The 21,096-nt window shown below is 41.5% G+C and carries 21 protein-coding genes and 1 pseudogene; all 22 read left to right on the top strand.

Features of this window, described 5'->3' with window-relative positions:
* The first annotated feature begins 531 nt into the window (after nucleotides 1-531).
* The 22 genes and pseudogenes from HT691_RS03990 (at nucleotide 532) to HT691_RS04095 (ending at nucleotide 20,851) form a co-directional block, all read left to right on the top strand.
* Entirely contained in the window at nucleotides 532-3,615 is a 3,084-nt protein-coding gene (locus HT691_RS03990; RefSeq protein ID WP_172925259.1) for a YSIRK-type signal peptide-containing protein, read from the top strand.
* A 311-nt stretch (nucleotides 3,616-3,926) separates the two neighbouring features.
* Nucleotides 3,927-4,385, top strand: coding sequence for a DUF4231 domain-containing protein (locus HT691_RS03995; RefSeq protein WP_166732003.1), 459 nt, complete (start codon nucleotides 3,927-3,929; stop codon nucleotides 4,383-4,385).
* 12 nt (nucleotides 4,386-4,397) lie between these two features.
* On the top strand, nucleotides 4,398-5,006 hold the full coding sequence (locus HT691_RS04000) for a hypothetical protein (protein ID WP_166732002.1): 609 nt from the start codon (nucleotides 4,398-4,400) through the stop codon (nucleotides 5,004-5,006).
* Nucleotides 4,999-5,409: a hypothetical protein gene (locus HT691_RS04005; protein ID WP_226372364.1), complete on the top strand. Its 411-nt coding sequence runs from the start codon at nucleotides 4,999-5,001 to the stop codon at nucleotides 5,407-5,409. Before HT691_RS04000 ends, HT691_RS04005 begins: the two co-directional genes overlap by 8 nt.
* Before the next feature lie 10 nt (nucleotides 5,410-5,419).
* Complete coding sequence (gene ply / locus HT691_RS04010; protein WP_172925260.1) at nucleotides 5,420-6,835, top strand: cholesterol-dependent cytolysin pneumolysin; 1,416 nt, start codon at nucleotides 5,420-5,422, stop codon at nucleotides 6,833-6,835.
* Between the two features lie 670 nt (nucleotides 6,836-7,505).
* Nucleotides 7,506-8,222, top strand: a complete 717-nt coding sequence (locus HT691_RS04015; RefSeq protein WP_100127942.1) for a YebC/PmpR family DNA-binding transcriptional regulator — start codon at nucleotides 7,506-7,508, stop codon at nucleotides 8,220-8,222.
* Nucleotides 8,223-8,398: 176 nt separating this feature from the next.
* A complete protein-coding gene (locus HT691_RS04020) occupies nucleotides 8,399-8,869 on the top strand; it encodes a MarR family transcriptional regulator (RefSeq protein WP_100127941.1) in 471 nt (156 codons plus the stop codon).
* The gene (locus tag HT691_RS04025; protein ID WP_100127940.1) at nucleotides 8,844-10,613 is read left to right on the top strand and encodes an ABC transporter ATP-binding protein; all 1,770 of its coding nucleotides are present in this window, start codon (nucleotides 8,844-8,846) and stop codon (nucleotides 10,611-10,613) included. Before HT691_RS04020 ends, HT691_RS04025 begins: the two co-directional genes overlap by 26 nt.
* Complete coding sequence (locus HT691_RS04030; RefSeq protein ID WP_172925261.1) at nucleotides 10,603-12,363, top strand: ABC transporter ATP-binding protein; 1,761 nt, start codon at nucleotides 10,603-10,605, stop codon at nucleotides 12,361-12,363. Before HT691_RS04025 ends, HT691_RS04030 begins: the two co-directional genes overlap by 11 nt.
* A gap of 65 nt (nucleotides 12,364-12,428) precedes the next feature.
* On the top strand, nucleotides 12,429-12,791 hold the full coding sequence (locus HT691_RS04035; RefSeq protein WP_000078815.1) for a DUF2200 family protein: 363 nt from the start codon (nucleotides 12,429-12,431) through the stop codon (nucleotides 12,789-12,791).
* Nucleotides 12,788-13,291, top strand: coding sequence for a phosphatase PAP2 family protein (locus HT691_RS04040; protein WP_000800914.1), 504 nt, complete (start codon nucleotides 12,788-12,790; stop codon nucleotides 13,289-13,291). The genes HT691_RS04035 and HT691_RS04040 overlap by 4 nt, the downstream gene beginning before the upstream one ends.
* A 219-nt stretch (nucleotides 13,292-13,510) precedes the next feature.
* On the top strand, nucleotides 13,511-13,957 hold the full coding sequence (locus HT691_RS04045) for a LytTR family DNA-binding domain-containing protein (RefSeq protein WP_000776605.1): 447 nt from the start codon (nucleotides 13,511-13,513) through the stop codon (nucleotides 13,955-13,957).
* A 4-nt stretch (nucleotides 13,958-13,961) separates the two neighbouring features.
* Entirely contained in the window at nucleotides 13,962-14,636 is a 675-nt protein-coding gene (locus HT691_RS04050; RefSeq protein WP_000725711.1) for a membrane protein, read from the top strand.
* A gap of 221 nt (nucleotides 14,637-14,857) precedes the next feature.
* A pseudogene (locus HT691_RS04055) lies at nucleotides 14,858-15,073 on the top strand (N-acetylmuramoyl-L-alanine amidase family protein); the annotation flags it as partial.
* A gap of 163 nt (nucleotides 15,074-15,236) precedes the next feature.
* Nucleotides 15,237-15,536: a DUF4651 domain-containing protein gene (locus HT691_RS04060; protein WP_007284809.1), complete on the top strand. Its 300-nt coding sequence runs from the start codon at nucleotides 15,237-15,239 to the stop codon at nucleotides 15,534-15,536.
* On the top strand, nucleotides 15,533-15,850 hold the full coding sequence (locus tag HT691_RS04065; protein ID WP_000615778.1) for a thioredoxin family protein: 318 nt from the start codon (nucleotides 15,533-15,535) through the stop codon (nucleotides 15,848-15,850). Before HT691_RS04060 ends, HT691_RS04065 begins: the two co-directional genes overlap by 4 nt.
* A gap of 14 nt (nucleotides 15,851-15,864) precedes the next feature.
* On the top strand, nucleotides 15,865-16,491 hold the full coding sequence (gene ytpR, locus HT691_RS04070) for a YtpR family tRNA-binding protein (RefSeq protein WP_172925262.1): 627 nt from the start codon (nucleotides 15,865-15,867) through the stop codon (nucleotides 16,489-16,491).
* Nucleotides 16,492-16,532: 41 nt separating this feature from the next.
* Nucleotides 16,533-17,294: an SDR family NAD(P)-dependent oxidoreductase gene (locus HT691_RS04075; protein WP_023934072.1), complete on the top strand. Its 762-nt coding sequence runs from the start codon at nucleotides 16,533-16,535 to the stop codon at nucleotides 17,292-17,294.
* A gap of 76 nt (nucleotides 17,295-17,370) precedes the next feature.
* Entirely contained in the window at nucleotides 17,371-17,766 is a 396-nt protein-coding gene (locus tag HT691_RS04080; RefSeq protein ID WP_000282467.1) for a single-stranded DNA-binding protein, read from the top strand.
* Nucleotides 17,767-18,035: 269 nt separating this feature from the next.
* Complete coding sequence (gene groES, locus HT691_RS04085; RefSeq protein ID WP_000917330.1) at nucleotides 18,036-18,320, top strand: co-chaperone GroES; 285 nt, start codon at nucleotides 18,036-18,038, stop codon at nucleotides 18,318-18,320.
* A 15-nt stretch (nucleotides 18,321-18,335) separates the two neighbouring features.
* Nucleotides 18,336-19,958 carry a chaperonin GroEL gene (gene groL, locus HT691_RS04090; protein WP_050223014.1) on the top strand — a complete coding sequence of 541 codons (1,623 nt, stop codon included), beginning with the start codon at nucleotides 18,336-18,338 and terminating at the stop codon, nucleotides 19,956-19,958.
* Nucleotides 19,959-20,095: 137 nt separating this feature from the next.
* Entirely contained in the window at nucleotides 20,096-20,851 is a 756-nt protein-coding gene (locus tag HT691_RS04095; protein ID WP_000567552.1) for an epoxyqueuosine reductase QueH, read from the top strand.
* The last annotated feature ends 245 nt before the right edge of the window (nucleotides 20,852-21,096 follow it).

Genomic DNA, 21,096 nt, shown 5'->3' on the forward strand with positions numbered 1-21,096 from the left:
GAAAATCTCTTCAAACCACGTCAACGTCGCCTTGCAGTCTGTATCTTACTGACCAAGCTAGTGATGGACTTAGAATAGGTGGTTTGGAGCGTCCTAGCGGCTAGGAAATGCTGATCATAGTCCTTTGCTGAGGCTAGGGTGTTTCAACATTCAACACTCAACTGTTGACCTAATTGATAGGAAGGGAATTACTATAAAATACTCAGGTTTCTATCACATATTTTGAAATGTTTGTGTAATCAAAATGTAATAATATTTTAATATTTATCACAGAGGATGCCGTGCATATATAAATGTAGTATAATTCTTGTATCTTTGTTAAAAAACAGGCTGTATCAAAAGGTTTTATATGTCTATGCATATATATATATATTGTCTCTTTTTCCTTGCCTTTCCTGACTCTATCTTGTCAGCGAGGAGGTTGACTTGTATGTCAGAAGTGTTACTATATGATTGATATATTATCGACTGTCGGCTTTTTGCGCGCTTTCTAAGCTCGGGGAAGCTCTCAGATGAGGAAAGGATTCACTTATGTTCAAGAAAAAGAATGATGGCAATGGAGAGAAAATTTTCCGTTATTCCATTCGTAAATACCATTTTGGGGCTGCTAGTGTTGCGGTTGCGGCATTGATGTTTTTCGCAAATGGGGTGCAAGCGCAGGCACCTGCAGTATCTTCGGCAACAGCCAGTGATGTAGTTGCTGAATCTGCTGGAACACCAGATAAGGATAAGCAGGAGTCAGATGGGGAAGAGCCAGAGAAGGTCTCTCAGACTGAACCGTCGGCTGAGCTCCAGTCTACAGGGGAGTCAAACTCTCCAGAGACTAAAATCGAGGACGCTAGTAAGGGGCAGGAAACAGCTGACCTTGCTCCTACCAAACCAGAGGCAAAACCAGCTGCTCAAGAAACTTCTCAATCAGAGAGAGAAAAAGAGCAAGACCAGCCCACATCTGTCACTAAAACGACAGAAGCTAAATCACTCCAAGGCAATCTGCAAGCTTTGTTGGAAAAACTAACTCTTAGCTCCATGAAAGCGCTCCACGATGAAGTGGAGTCGCGTCTAGCAGCAGCTAAGGCAGTTTTGGACGATCCAAAAGCGACGCAAGCGCAGGTTGATGAGCAAGTAAGAGCTATGGAAGAACTGACGAGCCGTGTCAATCAAGCCTTGGAGCCATCGCTACCAAAATTGACAGACTTGGGTGAAGCAAGTTCGACAAATAATAAGCTTAGCGCTCCAGATGGGGCTGTGACTGAGCAAGCAAGTAGTGGGAAGCGTCGTAAAAGAGGTGGGCCAATCGATCTTGAACCAGCTGCAAACCAAGTTAGTCCAACTGATGCAGGAAAGGAAGCAGCACCTGAAGCCAACTCTCAATCTACTCCACGAGAACTCCCAACCTACACCAATACGACAGAAGGTGAGAACGGCGCCTATGGACTAAAAAAGGAATTGGAGGATATCACCAAGGAACTTCGACGGTACGGAGCGTCGGAAGATAAAATCCAAGCAGCAAAAGCAGCAGCTGATAAGTTTAATGAAGCCTTTTCTAAGGGTGATACCATCAGCCAAGAAGATTTTGCAGCTGCCCTAGTCGACCTGAAAAAATCCCGAGACCTCATCGAAGGAGTGCTGGAAGAAAAATATGGAGAAGAGACTACAGGTGGAGGAGTAACCCCGCAACCACGTGATGGTGGCTACTCTGACTTTCGTAATGCTAACTATAGTGGAAGATCTGCAAGGGCGGCAAGAGCTGGCGAAAACTACTCTGAGGAATTTAAAAACGCAAAAGAAAGTTACTTTGAGAAATCAGGCAACAAGGGAAATTCTCCGTATGGTAGGTATACTTATGTCTATTATTCTGATAGAACACCTCGAAATAATGCAACACGACCAGTATCAGAGGCTGAAAATTATATCAAATATACAGTAACATCAACGAGCGATGGATTTCGTTGGCAATTAGAACTTAATAATGGATATAGGACGTTACCAGGTCATTCACAGGTGTGGTTTACTGTACCATCTGGACAAGAGTTCAAACATGGTACAGATGGGATTTCTATCTCTAACCAGGGTGGTGGTACTACAGCATATTCTCCCAATACTAGTGACATTTTATCATTGTTAAAAGTTAGTCAAGCACAATTTGGTAGACAAAAAGAAGGTACTCCACAACATGTTGGAGCTACTAATCGTTTTGGAATTCGTCCACTGCCGGCAGATAATTTGACACAGTTAGCTACTCAAGGACCTAGAGGGACAAATCCCTATCGCAGAGATTATCAGAGCCAAGAGGAACGTAGTAGTGCGGATGAGAAATTTAGAATCATAAATTCTAGTACAGGACGTTTATTTTACTTTGAACTTCCCAATTCTAATCGAAAATATAAGATTACCTTTGAAACAAGAGGGAATAATGATATTAAAAAATTAGTTTATGCAGCTGGCATGAGATTTTTAGATGGTAATGAGTTGCTCCTTGCAAATCAGTGGCATGCCAGAACACGTACTGAAGCAGAAGAAGATGCTAAAGAGTTGAACGATGCTAAAACAAATGCAATTAGTGCAATCAATGCGGAAGCTGATAGAAAAAACAGAGAAATCGATAGTGCGAATCTATTACCAGCTGACGTAACTAAGTTGAAACAACAAGTGGAAGCAGCTAAAACGAACGGTATAACCGAAGTTAATAGAGCTACTTCACCACAAGACGTAACAACTAAGAAAGATACAGCAGTTGGTGCTATTACAGGTATTAGCTTAGACGAAGCTAAACGAAATAAAGCAGCTAAAGAGTTGAACGATGCTAAAACAAATGCAATTAGTGCAATCAATGATGATGGTAGTCAAGGCGGTTCAAACAATCAAGGTCAGCCTGCTACTCCAAGCACTCCAGCTAATTCAGGAGATTCGACGGGTCAAGCTACTGCTCCATCTGCTCAAGATAGGGAAACAGGAAATGCGACAGCACCAGAGTCTCCACAAGGGCTATCTGGAAGTTCTGTGACACCACCAGCCCGTAGCCGTAGAAGTGTAGCCTTCGCTGGAGGCACTCAATCGAGTCAAGAGAAACAGGTTGATAAATCAGTCTTAAGAGATTTGATTCAAGACTTGGAAACTCGTTTGAAAGACTTGGATGGTATTGATCAATCTGTCATCGACGCTGCGAAGGTCATTCTCGGAGAGGGTCAAGAAGCCCTTAGAAATGCTGACTTGACAGAGGCAGGCTTGAAAGAGATGACTGCCAAGGTCAAAGAAGCTCTCGAATCCTTGAAAGGCAAGCAAGCGACTAAGGATGAAGAAGAAACGAAAGAAACAAGGAAAGAACAAGGTCATCTTCCATACGGTACGATGATTGCTAGCCTGCTCGCCCTTCTTGGTCTCCTTCTCTTCCTCATCGCTCGTCGCAAGAAAGAGTCAGAACTCAAGAAATTGACCAAGGAATTGACTAAGGTTCTGCAAGAAAGCGACCTTACAAGTGTAGATGCGAAAGTCCTCGACCAAGCACGAGAAGCTCTCGCTCAAGCAGTTGCTTTCCTAGCCAATGAGAAAGAGTCTGACCAAACAGAAGATGAGTTGATTGAGAAACTCAAAGCTGTTCTTGCTCAGTTAAGATAAGTCAAACTTAGCCGAGTCGGAAACCAGCTAGAATAGTGATTGATAGAATGTTGGAAAAACTCAATTTGAAGTGAACATTCAGAAAATCTTTCTCTGATAAAACGCATAATATCAAGCTTTTTAAGGCAAGGTATTATGCGTTTTTATCATTTTGAAACTTTTTGTTCCATCCTTTTTGTGATATTTTTCTCTCATTTCACAAATATTTTATATTTGGGTTTTATAATAAGTTATAGTTCAGTTTTTACTATACTTTGATATTCAAATATGTTATACTATGATTATCAAAGTAAATGAAAGGAGTTACGAACATGACGCCAGAAGAAATGTACCTGACAGATCGATTGGATGTACAGATAGCTCATTTTTTAAAGAAAAGCGTTCAACATCGTAGACGCTATAAGGTATTAAAAATAACAGAAATCGTGGCAGGTTTTCTCATAGCTGTTTTTTGTGCTATTCCTATGCCAGGTGATCGCTTCCGTTTGATTTCGGTTGCCTTGTCCAGTCTAGGCTTGCTGTGTGAGGGGATTCTCAATTTGTATAATGCCAAAGAACACTGGATTTCTTACCAAAAGACTGCGCAACTTCTGGAGAGAGAAAAATTCCTCTATCAATGTCAAACAGAGAAATATGCAGGAAAAACCAAGGCTTTTGCCCTATTTGTCAAGACATGCGAAGGTCTTATCTCAGAGGAAATCAACCAGTGGGAAAGTATCCAGTCAAAAGAAGTAGCAGCTAGTGCAGATGCTCCAGTTAAAAAAGAATAGGAGGTGGAGAAAATGTCTCAATCCAGCTACCTGTCGCCCTTGCTCTGGTTGAAAAAAGAAGCCGATAAGGAAAAGATGAGCGCGACCCAGTGCCAGATATTTTTCTTTTACTATCAACTGTTTGAGCTCTTATTTGCTAGAGAAAGCGACATGAAAGACTTATGTCTGGGAAGGCAAGGTTTTTATTTCTCGCAGTTAGAGAAAAATTTGCTTTCTGGAGTTTCCCACTTTCTAAAAAACTTGGAGGGAAAAGGGACTCTCAAGGCTAATCAAGAAGTATCAGCTCGCAAAGCCCTTTTTCTAGCCTTGACAACTAGCCAGTCAGATTGGCAGGCTTTGGCTCCTGTTTTTGATTTTTATCAGGCTGTCGGGAGACTTGAACATCCTTCTCTCTTGAGTTCTCAGGACAGACAACATCTGATGTGGATTTACCAGTCAGCTTTGGAGAAGGATTATAGTGTCAAGGTGATTGGCGATAAGCATTTTGTATTGAAGAGACAAGATGCTACTAAATTGACAGGGCGCCAAACTCAAACTTTGGAAATTCTGAGTCAATCAGAAGACTTGGTCAATCCTGTCTATGTTACATTAGGAGAAAAGGGGGTGCTCTTGCTTGATTAAGAGAGGAGATGTTGTAGCTCTTTATTTGCCTTTTCCGACTATTAGTAGCGATTTGGCTGTGAAGAATCATATGTATATCTGTATTGACAACAGCATGACTAAAAACAAAGAGTTGGTTAAAAATCAGACCTTCAAACCAGCTCTCTTGACCAGACGTTTGGTCAAGAACTTTATGATAGAAGAGCCGGGTCTAGCTCGTAATCCTTTTACAAGACCAACCTTGATTGACTTAGATAAGGTATTTATGTTGGATAATACGGTTATTCCGACTTCTTATCTAGCCAGACGGCGACGCAATGTCTCAGAAGAATTGTACGAGGAAGTTTTGGATCACCTAGTCCAACCACAGCTGATTTCACTAAACAAGTCTGAGTTTATGCAACTCAATCCAGGAACTTATTAGGAGGTAGAAGATGGCAAATAAAGCAGTAAATGACTTTATACTAGCTATGGATTATGATAAAAAGAAACTCTTGACCCATCAGGGAGAAAGTATTGAAAATCGTTTCATCAAAGAGGGGAATCAGCTACCCGATGAGTTTGTTGTTATCGAAAGAAAGAAGCGGAGCTTGTCGACAAATACAAGTGATATTTCTGTAACAGCTACCAACGACAGTCGTCTCTATCCTGGAGCGCTTCTCGTAGTGGATGAGACCTTGTTAGAGAATAATCCCACTCTTCTTGCGGTCGATCGTGCTCCGATGACTTATAGTATTGATTTGCCTGGTTTGGCAAGTAGTGATAGCTTTCTCCAAGTAGAAGATCCCAGTAATTCAAGTGTTCGCGGAGCGGTAAACGATTTGTTGGCCAAGTGGCATCAAGATTATGGTCAGGTCAATAATGTCCCAGCTAGAATGCAGTATGAAAAAATCACGGCTCACAGCATGGAACAACTCAAGGTCAAGTTTGGTTCTGACTTTGAAAAGACAGGGAATTCTCTTGATATTGATTTTAACTCTGTCCATTCGGGCGAAAAGCAGATTCAGATTGTTAATTTTAAGCAGATTTATTATACAGTCAGCGTAGATGCTGTTAAAAATCCAGGAGATGTATTTCAAGATACTGTAACGGTAGAGGATTTGAGGCAGAGAGGAATTTCTGCCGATCGTCCTTTGGTCTATATTTCGAGTGTTGCTTACGGGCGTCAGGTCTATCTCAAGTTGGAAACCACGAGTAAGAGTGATGAAGTAGAGGCTGCTTTTGAAGCTTTGATAAAAGGAGTCAAGGTGGCTCCTCAGACAGAGTGGAAGCAGATTTTGGACAATACAGAAGTGAAGGCAGTTATTTTAGGGGGCGACCCGAGTTCGGGTGCCCGAGTTGTAACAGGCAAGGTGGATATGGTAGAGGACTTGATTCAAGAAGGCAGTCGCTTTACAGCAGATCACCCAGGTTTGCCGATTTCCTATACAACTTCTTTTTTACGGGACAATGTAGTTGCGACCTTTCAAAACAGTACAGACTATGTTGAGACTAAGGTGACAGCTTACAGAAACGGAGATTTACTCTTGGATCATAGCGGTGCCTATGTTGCCCAATATTACATTACTTGGGATGAATTATCCTATGATTATCAAGGTAAAGAAGTTTTGACTCCTAAGGCTTGGAACAGAAATGGGCAGGATTTGACGGCTCACTTTACTACTAGTATTCCTTTAAAAGGGAATGTTCGCAATCTCTCTGTCAAAATTAGGGAGTGTACCGGACTTGCCTGGGAATGGTGGCGTACGGTTTATGAAAAAACCGATTTGCCACTAGTGCGTAAGCGGACGATTTCTATTTGGGGAACGACTCTTTATCCTCAGGTAGAGGATAAGGTAGAAAATGACTAGGAGAGAAGAATGCTTGCGATAAAAAGAGGCGATGCTCTCTCTGCGAATATCTGAAAGTTTATCTCTTGCCTAGCGATTTCCATTGGAGTATGCTCGTGATGTTAAAATGAGTCTATCAAACAGGGGCTGTAAGAAGAAGTAAAAAGGGTAGTGAAACTCCTTGCTATACAGGGAATTAGCTACCTTTTGCTTGTTTTAGAAGTGCCGTTGTACTAGTCTAACTTCAGTATTATGTAAAATCAAAAAGAACATAAATTTCTGTTTCAGGAACATATAAATTATGGTTTTGTTTAGAAATTCTTCTATTGATTTCTTAGAATACAATAGCACCTATAAGAACTGTTGAATTTCAAAGTATTTACTTGAACTATGATACGTCTGGAGTAGACTGTCAACAAAAGGTGCAGTATAATGGTTTTTATCGCTTATATCTACAACCTCAAAACAGTAGCTTGAGCTGACTTTGTCAAACTTGGTTGAAACTTTCTATTTACAGATAATGGTCTAGTTTGTTTTTTGAATGTTGATAAAGATAGAAAGGTAAGACATCTTGGTAACCAAAGTGCAATCCTAGCTGTATTTGCTAAATAAAATCCATTTCCTCTAGTGAAAATCGAAAAAACTTGTGTTATAATAAGAAAGATTAAAATGTGAAAAAAGGAGATTCCTAATGGGACGTAAATGGGCCAATATCGTAGCCAAGAAAACGGCTAAAGATGGAGCTAACTCTAAAGTATATGCAAAATTTGGTGTAGAAATCTATGTAGCAGCTAAAAAAGGTGATCCAGATCCAGAATCAAACTCAGCCTTGAAATTCGTTATCGACCGTGCTAAACAAGCCCAAGTGCCAAAACACGTTATCGATAAGGCTTTGGACAAGGCTAAAGGAAACACAGACGAAACCTTTACAGAAGGACGTTACGAAGGTTTTGGACCAAATGGTTCTATGTTGATTGTTGATACTTTGACTTCAAATGTCAACCGTACAGCGGCTAATGTCCGTGCAGCTTTTGGTAAAAATGGCGGAAACATGGGCGCTTCAGGTTCTGTTTCATACCTCTTCGATAACAAGGGTGTTATCGTATTTGCTGGAGAAGATGCGGACGCGGTCTTTGAGCAATTGCTCGAAGTGGATGTGGATGTGGACGATGTAGAAGCAGAAGAAGGTACAATCACAGTTTACACAGCGCCAACTGACCTTCACAAGGCTATCGTTGCCCTTCGTGAGTCAGGTATCCAAGAATTCCAAGTGACTGAATTGGAAATGATTCCTCAGTCAGAAGTGGAATTGTCAGGTGATGACCTTGAAACTTTTGAAAAACTTTACAGCGTTCTTGAAGACGACGAAGACGTACAAAAAATCTACACAAATGTAGATGGGTTCTAATTTAACCTAGAGAACATGATCCTAAGTGAAAAAATCACTTGGGATTTTTTGAATCAAGAAAATAGTTCTCTAGGAAACTTTTTCTTGACATCTCTTTTCAAAGTGGTAAAATAGTTCTCATGGAAACTTGTTTAGTTCCTAGGAGAACTAAATGTGATAGTTAGAAAGGAGTTAGTATGGATAAACCGATGTTAGTCTTTAAGCGTTTTGGTCATCAGATTCACCTCATGGTGCAAAAGGAAGCCAAACGTTGTGGTATTGAATTTATGGGTGGGCCTCAAGGTCAGGTTGTGCGTTTTTTGGATAATCGTGAGAAAAACCAAGACTTGGTCTTGATTAAAGATATCGAGCAGGAACTCAATATTACCAAGTCTGTTGCTAGTAAATTGGTCAAGCGTATGGTGCAAAATGGTTTGGTGGAATTGGAGGCGAGTTCTAGCGATAAGCGGGCAAAATTTGTTCGTTTGACGGACAAAGCACGTTCTCAAATGCAGCAGGTTAAGGCCTTTTTTGAACGAATTGACAAGCAGTTGATGGAAGACATTGATGAAGATGAATTACTGATTTTTGAGAAAGTTATCGGTCAACTACAGGTAAATATCAAGGGAATAGGAGGAGAGAATAAAGAAATTAGCCAAACGAATTAGTAGAAAAGAATGGGGGATGATTTTACTAGCCATTCTCTTTACTTGCTTTTCGGTCTATCTAGAGTTGGAAGTGCCGACTTATATCTCGAAAATTACGGATTTGCTAGGTAGTCAAGGAACTAATTTAGATGAGTTGTGGCAGCCGGCAAGCATGATGGTGGGAATGTCCTTTCTTGCCTTCTTGTCCGTAGTTGCAGTTGGATTTTTTGCATCCAGAGTGGCAGCTTCTTATACTAGTAGGTTGAGAAGTGATATTTTTAACCGAGTTTTAGACTACTCGCAGACAGAGATTAAGAAATTCTCTATTCCTAGTCTTCTAACTCGTACTACCAATGATATTACTCAGGTTCAGATGTTGATTACTATGGGCTTGCAAGTAGTTACGCGTGGTCCGATTATGGCTATCTGGGCTATCGGAAAGATTTTAGGTCATTCAGAATACTGGCTCTGGGCCGTTCTTGTGGCAGTAATTGTCAATGTTTTGATGACGACTGTTTTGATGACGCTAGCCTTTCCAAAACAGTCCTTGATTCAAAGTCTGACAGATAAGCTGAACAGTATCACTCGTGAGAGTTTAACAGGTATTCGTGTCGTTCGCGCCTACAATGCTGAAGAATACCAAAATGAAAAATTTGCAGCAGCAAATGATGAATTGACACGCTTGAATTTGTTTGTCAACCGTCTTATGGCTATTTTGAACCCTATCATGATGGGGATTTCAAGTGGTTTGAGTGTGGCGATTTACTGGATTGGGGCCTATGTGATTAACGACGCTGCTCCGATAGCGCGTCTGCCTCTCTTTAGTGACATGATTGTTTTCATGTCTTATGCTATGCAGGTTGTCATGGGCTTCCTTCTCATGGGAGCACTCTTCATCGTTCTTCCCCGAACTATGGTCTCTGCTAAGCGGATTAATCAAGTTTTAGATTTGCATTCTTCTATCCAAAACCCTGCTCAAGTGCAGCTGGCTGATGAAAACCTCAAAGGTCAGGTCGAATTTAAGGATGTGACCTTCCGCTATGCGGCAAATTCGGAGGCAGTTATCGAGCATGTTAGCTTTAAAGCAGAAACTGGCCAAACAGTGGCCTTTATTGGGTCAACAGGTTCTGGTAAATCAACTCTGGTCAATCTGATTCCACGTTTCTACGACGTGTCAGAAGGAGAAATTCTGGTGGACGGTGTCAATGTTCAAGACTATGACTTAAATGATTTGCGCAACAAGGTTGGCTATATTCCACAAAAAGCTGTGCTATTTTCTGGAGATGTCAAGGGCAATCTAGACTTTGGACAGAGTCAAGAAACACCACTTAGTGAGCAAGCTATGTGGCAGGCTCTGGAATTGGCCCAGTCTAAAAACTTTATCGAAGACAAGGAAGCGGGCTTGGCCTCAGAAGTGGCCCAAGGAGGAACCAACTTCTCAGGCGGCCAAAGACAGCGTCTGGCCATTGCGCGTGCCTTGGCTCGGAGGCCAGAAATCCTCATCTTTGATGACTCCTTCTCAGCTTTGGATTACAAGACAGACCGTGTCCTACGCCAAGAGTTAGCAGAGAAAACCAAGTCTATGACCAAGCTTATCGTCGCACAGCGTATTTCAACGATTATGGATGCTGATTTGATTTTGGTCTTGGATCAAGGAAAAGTCGTGGGACAAGGCACCCACAAGGAACTTCTAGCAAACAACGAAGTTTACCAAGAAATTGCCTATTCACAACTATCGAAGGAGGAATTGGAACATGGAAAATAAGAAAATGTCTCTCTGGAAACAGAGTAAACCCTATCTTGCAGGCCTCCAGTTTGCCCTTCTGATAGCCTTTCTAGCAACAATCGTATCCAATATCATTACTGTATATGGTCCAACCCGCATCAAGGAAATGACTAATATTATTGCCAGTGGTCTGGAAACAAGTGTGGATGTCGCGGCGGTTGCAGCCATTGGTAGTTTTTTGGTCGTCATCTATGTAATTAGGCTTCTATCAAATTATTTGCAGGCCTTTCTGTTTACTACAGTCATTCAACGTTTTTCAGAGCGTTTGAGAAGAGCTATTGCAGAGAAAATCAATAGCCTACCATTGGGATATTTTGATGGACACTCTCAAGGAGATACCTTGTCTCGTGTAACCAATGATGTTGACACTGCAGCCCAGTCCCTCAATCAAAGTCTGGGAACAGTTCTTTCATCTAGTTTGCTGGTCTTAGCAGTCTTGGTAACCATGTTTGGGATGAACTGGATTTTAGCCTTGGTGACGGTTGTGTCAACCCTTATCGGTTTTGCTTTCGTGTCTGTCTTTATGGGCAAATCCCAGGGCTTCTTTAAGAGTCAGCAACAGAATTTGGCAGCTGTCAATGGCTATGTGGAGGAAATGTACTCTGGTCATAATGTGGTGACTAGTTATAATGCTATCGAGAGTACGAAAGAAGAATTTGCAACATTAAATCATCGTCTGTATGATAGTATCTGGAAATCTCAATTTATTTCAGGGATTATGATGCCGATTATGATGTTTATTGGGAACTTTAGCTATGCCTTGGTGATTATCGTTGGTGCAGCCTTGGCTCTGAATGGGCAGATTAGTATCGGGATTATCGTTGCCTTTATGGCCTACGTTCGTATCTTTTCTCAGCCTCTTTCACAAATTGCCCAAGGGGTTACTAGTCTTCAGCAGGCTAGTGCAGCCATGGGACGCGTCTTCGAATTTCTAGCTGAAGAGGAAATGGAAGACGAATCCCATAAAGAAAGACAATTGAGCGATATGAAAGGTCAAGTGGTCTTTGATCGAGTTTCCTTTGGTTACACACCAGAGCGAACCATTATCCATGACTTTTCTGCGATAGCTCATGCAGGTCAAAAGGTTGCCATTGTCGGACCGACCGGAGCTGGTAAGACAACCATTGTCAATCTTTTGATGAAGTTCTATGAGATTGATAAGGGAAGTATCCGTATCGATGGTGTGGATACCAAAGAGATGAAGCGTTCGGAAGTACACGATGCCTTTTCAATGGTTTTGCAGGACACTTGGCTCTTTGAAGGTACTATTCGCGACAATCTTATCTATAACCAAGAGGGGATTAGTGATGAGCGCGTGATTGAAGCCAGCAAGGCTGTAGGGATTCACCACTTTATCATGACCCTACCAGATGGTTACGATACCGTCTTGGACGACACAGTGACCTTGTCTGTCGGACAAAAACAACTCTTGACCATTGCTCGTGCTTTGCTGAAAGATGCACCACTCCTAATCCTAGATGAGGCGACTTCTTCTGTCGATACTCGGACGGAGGAATTGATTCAGAAAGCTATGGATCGTTTGATGGAAGGCAGAACTTCCTTTGTTATCGCCCACCGCTTGTCTACTATCCGTAATGCTGATCTGATTCTGGTCATGAAGGATGGCAATATCATCGAGCAAGGCAATCATGATGAGCTGATGGCGCAAGCTGGTTTCTACGCAGACCTCTACAACAGTCAATTTACAGAAGACGAAGCAGAAGAATAAATCGAAAGAAGGCTTGACGGCCTTCTTTTTCTTATTTATACTAGTATACATAGAAAGAGAGAAGTATGAGTCAGAAATTATACAATATGAAATTTGTTGCGGTCTATCTAGCCTTGCTTGCCAAGGTCGAGCGAAAGGGGGGAAGGGCAGAATCCGTTCACCAAGTGACCAGTTGGCTGACAGGTTATGAAGTGAGTGACATCCTCACTTGTCTGAATAAAGATCTTACTGATGGAGATTTTTTTCGACAGGCGCCGTCTTATGCTCCTGAACGGATAGCGATTACAGGAAAGATTTGTGGGGTTAGTATTGAGGAAATTGATGATCCTTTGTTGCAAGAAATACGTCGCTTGGATAAATTAGTAGATTGGCTTGCCAAGGGGAAAACATCTCAACAAGTTCTAGAAAAATATGAGAAATTGAAATGAAAAATTATCAAGAATGGTATGGCCACATTGCTAGTAAGATTGAAAATAAGCCCTTTCTTCTGAGCTTGTTAAGAACTTTCAATCGGTTGATGACAGTAGTTATGCCTATAGTTTATCTAACCTTGTTAGCCACTACCTATTTCCAAGAAGGCTTAGGGAAACAGGTCTGTATCTATGTGTTTGTCCCTGCGTCAGGTTTTGTAATTTTGTCTCTTTTCCGTAAGAAAATCAATGCCCCTAGGCCTTATGAGGAATGGGATATTAAACCCTTGCTTGACAGAGATAGTCCTGGTCAGTCTATGCCCAGTCGTCATGTCTTTTCAGCAACCATTATCTCCATGGCTTGCTTGCATGCTAGTCTAACTATGGGGATGATTTGTTTGACATTATCAGCCCTCCTCGGTCTAGTGAGAGTCTTAGGGGGAGTGCATTATCCCAAGGATGTAGTAGTTGGTTATATTTGTGGTCTTGTGTGGGGTGTGCTTTTCTTTCTATTTTGACCTGTAAGTTAATACTCAATGAAAATCAAAGAGCAAACTAGGAAGCTAGCCGCAAGCTGTACTTGAGTACGGTAAGGCGACGCTGACGTGGTTTGAATTTGATTTTCGAAGAGTATAAGGCGATCCTAGAACCACTTACGTGCCTAAAGTAACCACTTGCTTTTTTGCTCTTGTTTTCTTATTTTGCCTTTGATATAGTAGAGTCAGAAAGGAGATGGAATGAAGTTACGAATCGAAATTGACAGCAATTTAGAGGAAACTGAAATTGTCATCAAGGCAGCGGCTTTGACAGATGAGATTGCGGATTTACAGCGCCTCTTGCAAGAATCCAAGTCTCCTAGGTTGATTTTTTACAAGGGAACAGGTGAATATTATCTGGACTTGTCGGAAATTCTCTTCTTTGAGACAGAAGGTAGCAAGATTTACGCCCATACCCAGAAAGACGCCTACGAGGTTCGGCTTAAACTCTATGAGTTAGAGGCTATCCTTCCTCGTTATTTTAGTCGGGTATCCAAGTCAACGATCGCTAATATTCGGCAAATCTATTCGGTGGACAAGTCCTTTTCAGGAACGGGCACCATTTCCTTTTATCAGACCCACAAGGAGGTTCATGTGTCACGGCATTACCAATCCCTCCTAAAAGAAAATCTAAGAAACATGAGGTAAGAACATGAAAAAGAAAGCATTTGGTATTGTGTTGCTTATTTTGGCGGCTTTAATATTATTACAAGGAAATTTTGGAATCCCTTCTCTGGGAGGGCATATTTGGCCCTTGCTTGGTATTGCATTTTTTGCCTATCAATCAGTTGAAGCTTTGCTTCGTCGTCATCTGACATCAGCAGTTTTTACAACTTTTGTAGCTCTCATGATTGCTAATCATTTTTATGACATTTTACCGATTCCAAATCAGTCATTGTTCTGGGCTAGTATTTTAATCGTAATGGGTGTCAGCGTACTCACTCATTCTAACAGAACTTGGAACGGGAAAAAATGGTGGTATGATGGTGAAAAGACCATTCTTACAGATAAGGAAGTCGCTTTTGGGACTGGGACTTTCTACAAGCAAAATCAAGAATTGGTAGAAGACCAAGTAGAAGTTGGCTTCGGAAATGCCAAGATATATTACGACAATGCAGAGATTTTAGGAGACACTGCAACCCTGAAAGTAGAAGTTGGTTTTGGCAATGCAGTTATCTATGTTCCCCAACATTGGAGAGTTGATTTGAAGGTGGAAACTTTCTGTGGTGTAGCCAAGGCAGATGCCCCTCTAGCCCCAACCAGCAAAACCTTGATTATCCGTGGAGATGTGGCCTTTGGGAAGTTGGGAATTGTCTACGTTAAATAAAAAATCTTCACTTCAATCATCAAAATAGGCGTACTAAGAGTAGGAAATTGAAGCCTTGCTCTGATTTCAGCTATGGTTGTTAGACTTTAAAAAATGAAATGTTGCCTTTAAAAGTTGTATATTTTTCGATATTTTGGCTCTTACGTTTGATGTATCTATGTCTTACAGCGTGGATGATGTAGTATCAAATGCTTTTAAAAAATGAATGATATTGGACAGTTTTTTTGGCCTCTAATTGCTCAGGAGCCATGAAAGCAAGCACTTGGGTTTATGACAAGGGAGAATGGTATTATGTAAGTTCTTCTGGTGCCATGCTAGCGAATGATTGGGTCAAAGATAATGGCAAGTGGTATTATCTGGCTTCATCAGGTAAGATGCTTCGCAATACCTACACACCTGATGGTTATTACGTTGGCAACTCAGGTGCCTGGCAATAAGAATAATACTCTTCGAAAATCTCTTCAAACCACGTCAGCTTCATCCACAACCTCAAAACANNATTTTCATTGAGTATAAGAAGTCCTTTTCCTTTAAGGAAGAGGCTTTTTACTTGCTTTTCTGCTGCTTCCTCATTTGTCCTAAAGCCTTTTTTGTGTTAAAATGAATGGTATGAAAGCTAAAAAAATGTGGATGGCAGGTCTGGCTCTGCTTGGTATTGGGAGCCTTGCCCTTGCTACGAAAAAAGTTGCAGATGACCATAAGCTCAGGAAGACTCAGGAAGAGTTGACAGCGATTGTGCGAGACCATTTTTCAGACATGGGAGAAATTGCGACCCTCTATGTTCAAGTTTACGAAAGCGGTCTAGAGAGCTTGGTTGGTGGCGTGATTTTTGAGGATGGGCGTCATTATACCTTTGTCTATGAAAATGAAGACCTAGTCTATGAGGAGGAAGTCTTATGATACAACCAGCAAGTTTAGAAGAATTAGCATCCTTAGTAGAAAAAGATGGCAAGAAGGTCTTTCTTTTTGTGGCGGACTGGTGTGGCGATTGTCGTTATATCTATCCTGCCTTACCAGAAATTGAGAAAACTAATCCAGAGTTCACCTTTATTCGTGTGGACCGAGACCAGTATATGGATTTGGCCAAACTTTGGGATGTTTACGGAATTCCTAGCCTTGTTGTTCTAGAAAAGGACAAGGAAATCGGTCGTTTTGTTAATCGCGACCGTAAAAGCAAGCAACAAATTAACGACTTTTTAGCAGGACTGAAATAGGAGAAATAGAAACAATGATTTTTACATATAATAAAGAACATGTCGGTGATGTCCTTATGGTCATCGTGAAAAATAGCGGAGATGCCAAACTAGATGTGGAGCGCAAAGGCAAGGTAGCCCATGTTTTTCTAAAAGATAATGGGGAAACAGTGGCGTGGAATATTTTCGAAGTTTCAAGTTTGTTTGAAATTGCAGAGCGCGGTCAAGTCTTTTTGTCAGATGAGCAAGTAGCTCGTTTGAACCAAGAATTGCAGGCGGAAGGTTTTGCAGAGGAAATTGTTAATGACAAGGAACCTAAGTTTGTTGTTGGTGAAATTGTCGAGATGGTAGCTCATCCAGATAGTGACCACCTCAACATCTGCCAAGTTGCAGTCGCAAGTGATAAGACAGTACAAATTGTTGCAGGGGCTCCCAATGCGCGTGTTGGATTGAAAACAATTGTAGCTCTTCCTGGAGTTATGATGCCAAAAGGCAATCTTATTTTCCCAGGCGAACTTCGTGGTGAAAAGAGTTTTGGCATGATGTGCAGTCCTCGTGAATTGCATCTGCCAAATGCTCCACAAAAACGTGGGGTGCTTGAATTATCAGAAGACCAAGTTGTCGGAACACCATTCGACCCAGCTAAACACTGGACTGCCTAAGAAGTTGTTAGTATCTGATAGACCAGATAGAAGGAAATAAGATGGCAAAAAATGTAGTGATTACAGGAGCGACATCAGGTATTGGTGAAGCAATTGCGCGTGCTTATCTGGAGCAGGGTGAGAATGTCGTTCTAACTGGACGACGGACAGACAGATTAGAAACTCTTAAGTCGGAGTTTTCAGCAATCTATCCAAATCAAACAGTTTGGACTTTTTCACTAGATGTGACGGATATGGCCATGGTCAAGACTGTCTGCTCCGATATTCTAGAAACGATAGGTCAGATTGATATATTGGTCAATAACGCTGGACTAGCTCTTGGCTTGGCACCCTATCAGGACTATGAAGAGTTGGATATGTTGACCATGCTGGATACCAATGTCAAAGGTTTAATGGCAGTCACTCGCTCTTTCTTGCCAGCAATGGTAAAAGCCAATCAAGGACATATCATCAATATGGGGTCAACCGCAGGAATTTATGCCTATGCTGGTGCCGCTGTTTACTCAGCTACCAAGGCTGCGGTTAAGACCTTTTCGGATGGACTGCGAATTGATACCATCGCAACGGATATCAAGGTGACGACCATTCAGCCTGGAATTGTTGAAACAGATTTTTCTACAGTGCGTTTTCACGGTGATAAAGAACGAGCTGCGACGGTTTATCAGGGAATCGAAGCCTTGCAGGCACCAGACATCGCAGACACAGTAGTCTATGTGACCAGTCAACCTCGTCGTGTTCAGATTACAGATATGACCATCATGGCCAATCAACAAGCGACAGGTTTCATGGTTCATAAAAACTAAAAAATTTTCTCGAAAAGTTACAAATTTCTGTAACTTTTTTTGATTTCCTACGAATAGATAAGTAGGAGGAAAAAATATGTATAATAAAGTTATCATGATTGGACGTTTAACGTCTACACCAGAATTGCACAAAACCAATAATGACAAGTCAGTAGCGCGAGCAACTATCGCTGTGAACCGTCGTTACAAAGACCAAAACGGGGAACGTGAAGCTGATTTTGTTAATATGGTTCTATGGGGCAGACTAGCAGAAACCTTGGCAAGCTATGCAACCAAAGGTAGTCTTATTTCTGTGGATGGAGAATTGCGTACCCGTCGCTTTGAGAAAAATGGTCAAATGAACTATGTGACTGAAGTACTTGTTACTGGATTCCAACTCTTGGAAAGTCGTGCTCAACGTGCCATGCGTGAAAATAATGCAGGTCAAGACTTGGCAGACCTAGTCTTGGAAGAGGAAGAATTGCCATTTTAATACTCTTCGAAAATCTCTTCAAACCACGTTAGCTTTATCCACAACCTCAAAGCAATGCTTTGAGCAGCCTGCGGCTAGCTTCCTAGTTTGCTCTTTGATTTTCATTGAGTATAAACATTAAAAAGTCTGAGTTGGTCTCAGGCTTTTTATCTTGAGAAAGTCAGACTTTTTTCTTGACTATTTCTGACCAAGTGATACAATAGAATTATGAATTAGCACTCAAGTTCAAAGAGTGCTAATAATATCTATCTCATTATGGAGGAAATCAGATGTTGAAACCATTAGGGGACCGTGTGGTCTTAAAAATAGAAGAAAAAGAACAAACCGTTGGGGGCTTTGTCCTTGCAGGCTCAGCCCAAGAAAAAACCAAAACAGCTCAAGTTGTGGCTACTGGACAAGGTGTTCGTACCTTGAACGGTGACTTGGTTGCTCCAAGTGTTAAAACTGGAGATCGTGTCTTAGTTGAAGCCCACGCAGGTCTTGATGTCAAAGATGGAGATGAAAAGTACATCATCGTAGGCGAAGCTAACATTTTGGCAATCATTGAGGAATAGAAGGAGAAAGTAAGTATGTCAAAAGAAATTAAATTTTCATCAGATGCTCGTTCAGCCATGGTTCGTGGTGTCGATATCCTTGCAGACACTGTTAAAGTAACCTTGGGACCAAAAGGTCGCAATGTCGTTCTTGAAAAGTCATTCGGTTCACCCTTGATTACCAATGACGGTGTGACCATTGCCAAAGAAATCGAATTGGAAGACCATTTTGAAAATATGGGTGCTAAGTTAGTATCAGAAGTAGCTTCTAAAACCAATGATATCGCAGGTGACGGAACTACGACTGCAACAGTCTTGACCCAAGCTATCGTCCGTGAAGGAATCAAAAACGTCACAGCAGGTGCAAATCCAATCGGTATTCGTCGTGGGATTGAAACAGCAGTTGCCGCAGCAGTTGAAGCTTTGAAAAACAACGCCATCCCTGTTGCCAATAAAGAAGCTATCGCTCAAGTTGCAGCCGTATCTTCTCGTTCTGAAAAAGTTGGTGAGTACATCTCTGAAGCAATGGAAAAAGTTGGCAAAGACGGTGTCATCACCATCGAAGAGTCACGTGGTATGGAAACAGAGCTTGAAGTCGTAGAAGGAATGCAGTTTGACCGTGGTTACCTTTCACAGTACATGGTGACAGATAGCGAAAAAATGGTGGCTGACCTTGAAAATCCGTACATTTTGATTACAGACAAGAAAATTTCCAATATCCAAGAAATCTTGCCACTTTTGGAAAGCATTCTCCAAAGCAATCGTCCACTCTTGATTATTGCGGATGATGTGGATGGCGAGGCTCTTCCAACTCTTGTTTTGAACAAGATTCGTGGAACCTTCAACGTAGTAGCAGTCAAGGCACCTGGTTTTGGTGACCGTCGCAAAGCCATGCTTGAAGATATCGCCATCTTAACAGGCGGAACAGTTATCACAGAAGACCTTGGTCTTGAGTTGAAAGATGCGACAATTGAAGCTCTTGGTCAAGCAGCGAGAGTGACCGTGGACAAAGATAGCACGGTTATTGTAGAAGGTGCAGGAAATCCTGAAGCGATTTCTCACCGTGTTGCGGTTATCAAGTCTCAAATCGAAACTACAACTTCTGAATTTGACCGTGAAAAATTGCAAGAACGCTTGGCCAAATTGTCAGGTGGTGTAGCGGTTATTAAGGTCGGAGCCGCAACTGAAACTGAGTTGAAAGAAATGAAACTCCGCATTGAAGATGCCCTCAACGCTACTCGTGCAGCTGTTGAAGAAGGAATCGTTGCAGGTGGTGGAACAGCCCTTGTAAATGTTATCCCAGCCGTGGCTGATTTGGAATTGACAGGAGACGAAGCAACAGGACGCAATATTGTTCTCCGTGCTTTGGAAGAACCTGTTCGTCAAATCGCCCACAATGCAGGATTTGAAGGCTCTATCGTTATCGATCGTTTGAAAAATGCTGAGCTTGGTATAGGATTCAACGCAGCAACTGGCGAGTGGGTTAACATGATTGATCAAGGTATCATTGATCCAGTTAAAGTGAGTCGTTCAGCCCTACAAAATGCAGCATCTGTAGCCAGCTTGATTTTGACAACAGAAGCAGTCGTAGCCAATAAACCAGAACCAGTAGCCCCAGCTCCAGCAATGGATCCAAGTATGATGGGCGGGATGATGTAAGCTTTCTATAGAAAACAACTTATAAAAAACACAAAAGGAGGGAATGACTAACCCTTCTTTTTATAATATTCACTTCTAAATTGATTTGAGCTCTCCTAACTTATATGATAAAATAAGACTAGAAAAAGGAGAAGAACATGATCGATGTAGAAGAAATTCTGTGCAAGATGACCCCCAATCAGAAGATTAATTATGACCGTGTCATGCAGAAAATGGTACAAGCATGGGAGAAAAATGAGCAGCGGCCAACCATTCTCGTGCATGTTTGCTGTGCTCCTTGTAGTACCTATACACTAGAATATTTGACCAAGTATGCAGATGTGACCATCTATTTTGCCAATTCTAATATCCATCCCAAGGTAGAATACCATAAGCGGGTCTATGTCACCAAGAAACTTGTTAGTGATTTTAATGAGCGGACAGGAAATACGGTTCAGTACCTAGAAGCTCCCTACGAACCCAATGAATACCGAAAACTAGTTAGGGGACTAGAGGAGGAGCCCGAAGGTGGCGACCGTTGCAAGGTTTATTTTGACTACCGACTTGATAAAACAGCGCAAGTGGCTATGGACTTGGGCTTTGACTACTTTGGTTCAGCTTTGACTATCAGTCCTCATAAGAATTCTCAAACCATCAATAGCATCGGAATCGATGTGCAAAAAATTTACACGACCCACTATCTTCCCAGCGATTTCAAGAAAAATCAAGGCTACAAACGTTCAGTAGAGATGTGTGAGGAGTATGATATCTATCGTCAATGTTATTGTGGCTGCGTCTATGCAGCCCAAGCCCAGAATATTGACCTGGTTCAAGTTAAGAAGGACGCCACAGCATTCTTGTTGGATAAGGATGTTGAGAAAGACTATTCTCATATCAAATTTATAGTAGATTGAAACTAGAATAGTACACCTTTACTTCTAAAACATTGTTAGAAATCGATTTGACTGTCCTTATTTCATTTTACTATACTATTACGAAATTAGATATATAAATGAAAACTTGCCTCAAGGTAGGTTTTTTGCTAGTAGAAAAGCGATAGACAGAAATTGTTGGACTCTTAAAAAAATGAAGTTTTGCTCAAAAGAGCTTTTTAAATTAAAACGAGCAATTATCAGTTCAAATCTGTTTCAAAAGAAGA

It is taken from the genome of Streptococcus sp. 477, assembly GCF_013277295.1.
Lineage (GTDB): Bacteria > Bacillota > Bacilli > Lactobacillales > Streptococcaceae > Streptococcus > Streptococcus pseudopneumoniae.